Origin of the sequence: Corynebacterium sp., from assembly GCF_030535495.1 — a bacterium.
GTDB lineage: Bacteria > Actinomycetota > Actinomycetes > Mycobacteriales > Mycobacteriaceae > Corynebacterium.
The window spans coordinates 1-4,348 of sequence record NZ_JAUNRW010000146.1 but is presented as its reverse complement, the minus strand read 5'-3'; the positions used below and the strand labels follow the sequence as shown (position 1 = coordinate 4,348).

Genomic DNA, 4,348 nt, shown 5'->3' with positions numbered 1-4,348 from the left:
CGGACGAAGGCGGCGCCGACGATGTCGAGGGCACAGGTCTCGGAGGCGACGACCCAGCCGCGGTCGAGGCGGCCGAGGACCAGCGGGCGCACGCCATGCGGGTCACGGGCGGCATAGAGGGTCTTGCCGTCGGTGAAGGTGAGGCAGAAGGCGCCCTTGAGCTTGGGCAGAAGCTGCTGGGCGGAGTCGAAGACGGTGACCCCGTCCCGGACGGCGTCGGCCAGCAGGGCGGTGATGACGGAGGTGTCCGAGCACGCCTCCTCGGTGTTGCCGGCGAACTCGCCCATCCCGCGGTCGACGGCCTCGCGGCGCAGCTCGATCGGGTTGACCAGGTTGCCGTTGTGCCCGAGGGCGACGTCGGTGCCGTCGGGGGAGGTGCGGAACATCGGCTGGACGTTCTCCCACTTCTTGCCACCGGCGGTGGAGTAGCGGGTGTGCCCCAGGGCGATGTCACCGTGCAGGGAGCTGAGGATGGATTCGTCGAAGACCTGGGACACCAGCCCCATGTCCTTGAACACGACGATGCGTTCGCCGTCGCCGACCGCGATACCGGCGGCCTCCTGGCCGCGGTGCTGCAGGGCGAACAGTCCGAAGTAGGTCAGTTTGGCGACTTCCTCGCCGGGGGCCCAGACACCGAAGACACCGCACTCCTCGCGCGGTTCGGTCTCGCCGCGGTCATCCAGCGGGGCGAGAGGGGCAGAATCGGTCCGGGAACGGTCCTTAATTACCACGTGCACCACTGTAGTCTGTTAGCCGGTCACAGACTAATGACCGGCAGGAGTTCTCCCACCTCGCCCACCCGCGGCCCGGAGGCGTCGACGAGGCCGCGGGTAATGGCGGCGTCGAGGTGCAACTCGCCGACGGCCAACTGCAGCCAGGTCAGTGGGTCGGTCTCGAAGACGTTCGGCGGGGTGCCGCGGGTATGGGCGGGGCCGTCGATGCACTGGACGGCGACAAACGGTGGCACGCGCACCTCGACGGACTTGCCGGGCGCGTGCGCGGCCAGGGCGCGGGCGGTGGTGCGGACGGCGGCGGCGAGGGCGGCGCGCGGCGGCTTATCGACGCCCACCGGGTCCCTCACCCACTCCAGAACTTCGCAAGGCAGCATAGATCGAGTCTAGTAAGGTAACACCGAACACCACTACAGTTCGCTCAGAGAAAGCTTGTCCGCATGCCGAACACACTGAAGTCCCCGAAGGTCACCCTCCGTTTCCTCGCCGCACCCACCGACGTGCTCATGGCCGGAAACCAGGGGGTCAGTGGCGGTCGCGTCCTGGAGTGGATCGACAAGGCGGCCTACGCCTGCGCCGTCCAGTGGTCCGCGACGTACTGTGTTACCGCCTACGTCGGCCACATCCACTTCACCCGCCCCATCCCCTCCGGGCACATGGTGGAGGTGCGCTCCCGTATCGCCATGACGGGCCGGTCGTCCATGCACATCGTCAACGAGGTCTTCTCCGCCGACCCGCGGGAGGGCAAGTTCACCCGCGCCTGCGACTGCCTGGTCATCTTCGTGGCCAAGGACACCGCCACCGGCAAGACCCAGCCCGTGCCGGAGTTCGTTCCGGAGAACGACGAGGAACGCCGCGTGCTCGATGCCGCCCTCACCCGCGTCGATCTGCGCAAGGCCATCGAGACGGAGATGGAGCAGCAGACCTACGACGGCCCCTCCGAGGCCCCGCGCCTCATCCACCGCTTCCTGGCTAAGCCGACCGACATCAACTGGGGCGGCAAGGTCCACGGCGGCACCGCCATGGAGTGGATCGACGAGGCCGGCGCCGCCTGCACCATGGAATGGTCCGGGGAGCACACCGTGGCCGTCTACGCCGGCGGCATCCGCTTCTACCGCCCCATCGCCATCGGCGACCTCATCGAGGTCGACGCCCGCATGGTCCGCACCGACTCCCGCTCCATGCAGATGTCCGTCCACGTGCGCTCCGGCAACCCGCGCGGGGGCCGCGAGAACCTGCAGACCGCCATCCACGCCACCGTGACCTACCTGGCCATGGACGCCGACGGCAATGCCCTGCCCGCCCGCCAGTTCACCCCGCGCACCACCGAGGATGTCCGCCTGGCCGAGCACGCCAAGACCCTGCGCAAGCTGCGCTCCGAGTACGCCCCGACGCCGCTGGTCCCGCTGACGACGCCGTACCACATCGACTAGGAACGCTGGCCCGGCCGCGGGCCTGCCTCAGACCACCACCATCCACACCGCCACGTGATGCACGGCGGCGGCCACCACGGTCGCCGCGTGGAAGAACTCGTGGTAGCCGAGGACCCGCGCCTGCCGGCCCGGCCACCGGAAGCCGTAGATCAGCGCGCCGAGGGAATAGATCAACCCGCCAGCACCCAACAGCCACACCACCACCGGGTCGGCGGACACCCACAGTGTCGGGATGAGCGGCACGATGAGCCAGCCGAGGCCCAGGTAGACCACGACGTCCAACCAACGGGGATGCTCGATCCACACCAGGCTGAGCACGATGCCCGCCGCACCGCCCGCCCAGGCCAGCCCCAGCATCCAGGCCGCCGGGCCGGGCGGCAGTGCGATGAGGCACAGCGGGGTGTAGGTGGCGGCGATGAAGAAGGCGATGGTGGCGTGGTCGGCGCGTCGCCACCAGGCCACCGTGCGTGCCGAGCGCCAGCGACCCAGGTGATACGCGGCGGAGACCCCGAAGAGCAGGACGACACCCACCGCATAGACGCCGACACCCAGGACCTGCCACCACGGCAACGTCATCGCCGCATAGGTCGCCAGAACCGTGCCTGAGACGACGGAGGCCACGGCGGCGCCCAGGTGGATCCACCCCCGCGTCACGGGCCGGGGTCCGCGGTCGAATACCTCGCGGGTGAGTGTGAGAGTGGCGGACACGGAGCACCTTCCCTTCCGTAGGTTACGGTTTCGTAGGTAAGGGCTACAGTACCCGATGCGGCGGCGAATGCGGGGCCCCCACCGGGAAGCGGCAGACCGCAGGCCCCGTTCCCGACGCGGGAGCGGGGCCTGCGGTGGTCAGGTAAATCGGACCAGCTACTCGACGACCGAGTTCGCACCCACCGCGTGACCGAACAGGTCCGGCAGGGTGGCCTTCCAGGCGTCCTTGAGCTCGTCGATGTTCACTGCGACCGAACCGAGGTTGAGATCACGGCCGTCGGTGGTCTCACCGACGCGGACAGCCGGCACACCGAACTCCGCGGCGCGCTCGAGCACCCCGTCGACCCGGTCGGCGGTGGTGGCCACCAGCACGCGGGAGGCGGACTCGGAGAACAGCGCCACGAACTCGTCCTCGTGGACGGCCGCCAGGTCGAGCGAGACACCGCCGTCATAGCGGAAGGCCATCTCGGCGACCGTCTGCGCCAGTCCACCCTCAGAGAGGTCGTGGGCGGCGGTGAGCAGCGCGTTGCCGTGGAAGAACTCGGCGAGGCGCTCCTCGTCAGCAAGGTCGACCTGCGGGGGCAGGCCGCTCAGACCGCCGCCGGAGATCTGCTGCCAGATGGAGCCGCCGAACTCATCCCGGGTCTCACCGAGGAGGATGAGCACCTCCGGCTCGTTGACGGAACCGAGGTCGTGGCCGATGGCGTCGTTGACGTCCTCGATGACACCGAGGACACCGACGACCGGGGTCGGCAGGATCGGGGTGTCACCGGTCTGGTTGTAGAAGGAGACGTTGCCGCCGGAGACCGGGATACCCAGCTCCTTGGCGCCGTCGGCCAGGCCGTGGACGGCCTCGCGGAACTGCCACATGACGTCCGGGTTCTCCGGGGAACCGAAGTTGAGGCAGTTGGTCACGGCCACCGGGCGGGCGCCGGTGACGGCGACGTTGCGGTAGGCCTCGGCCAGGGCCAGGCGGGCGCCGGTGCGCGGGTCGAGCTTGGTGTAACGGCCCGAGGCGTCGGCCGAGACGGCGACACCACGGTTGTTCTCCTCGTTGATGCGCAGCACACCGGCGTCGGAGTACTTGGCCTTGACGGTGTTGCCGCGCACGTAGCGGTCGTACTGCTCGGTGATGAAGTCACGCGAGCACAGCGCCGGGGAGGAGACCATGTCGAACAATGCCTGCTTGAGGTCCGCCGGACGCTCGACCGGGGTGTAGCTCTGCAGCTCGTCCTGCCACTGCGGGCGGGCGAAGGGGCGCTCGTAGACGGGGCCTTCGTCGATGGTGGACGGCGGGGCGTCGATGACGGTCTCGCCGTTGTGGACGACGACGTAGCGGTCCTTCTCGTCGGTGACCTCACCGATCTCGGCGCAGATGACGTCCCACTTGGCGCAGATGGCCTGGAACTTCTCCACGTTCTCCGGGGTCACCACGGCGCACATGCGCTCCTGGGACTCGGAGGCGAGGATCTCGGC

Annotated in this window: 5 protein-coding genes; 1 reads left to right on the top strand and 4 read right to left on the bottom strand. The window is 69.1% G+C overall.

Features of this window, described 5'->3' with window-relative positions:
* On the bottom strand, nt 1-731 hold a 731-nt coding region (locus Q4F73_RS11760; RefSeq protein WP_303359532.1), incomplete at its 3' end, for an amidophosphoribosyltransferase.
* A gap of 26 nt (nt 732-757) precedes the next feature.
* Complete coding sequence (locus Q4F73_RS11755) at nt 758-1,108, bottom strand: sterol carrier family protein (protein WP_303359531.1); 351 nt, start codon at nt 1,106-1,108, stop codon at nt 758-760.
* 63 nt (nt 1,109-1,171) lie between these two features.
* On the opposite strand from Q4F73_RS11755, the gene Q4F73_RS11750 reads away from it, so the two are divergent.
* Complete coding sequence (locus Q4F73_RS11750) at nt 1,172-2,164, top strand: acyl-CoA thioesterase (RefSeq protein ID WP_303359530.1); 993 nt, start codon at nt 1,172-1,174, stop codon at nt 2,162-2,164.
* A gap of 27 nt (nt 2,165-2,191) precedes the next feature.
* Here the strand turns inward: Q4F73_RS11750 and Q4F73_RS11745 are convergent, their stop codons facing one another.
* Together Q4F73_RS11745 and Q4F73_RS11740 are read right to left on the bottom strand one after the other, a co-directional pair.
* Nucleotides 2,192-2,872, bottom strand: coding sequence for a hemolysin III family protein (locus Q4F73_RS11745; protein ID WP_303359529.1), 681 nt, complete (start codon nt 2,870-2,872; stop codon nt 2,192-2,194).
* A 156-nt stretch (nt 2,873-3,028) separates the two neighbouring features.
* Nucleotides 3,029-4,348 (bottom strand): AIR synthase-related protein (locus Q4F73_RS11740; protein WP_303359528.1); only part of this gene is annotated, 1,320 nt, incomplete at its 5' end.

Excerpts from the sequence above, each read along its gene's own strand:
- Q4F73_RS11755 (WP_303359531.1), bottom strand. The coding sequence starts at position 1,108 with ATGCTGCCTTGCGAAGTTCTGGAGTGGGTGAGGGACCCGGTGGGCGTC.
- Q4F73_RS11750 (WP_303359530.1), top strand. The coding sequence starts at position 1,172 with ATGCCGAACACACTGAAGTCCCCGAAGGTCACCCTCCGTTTCCTCGCC.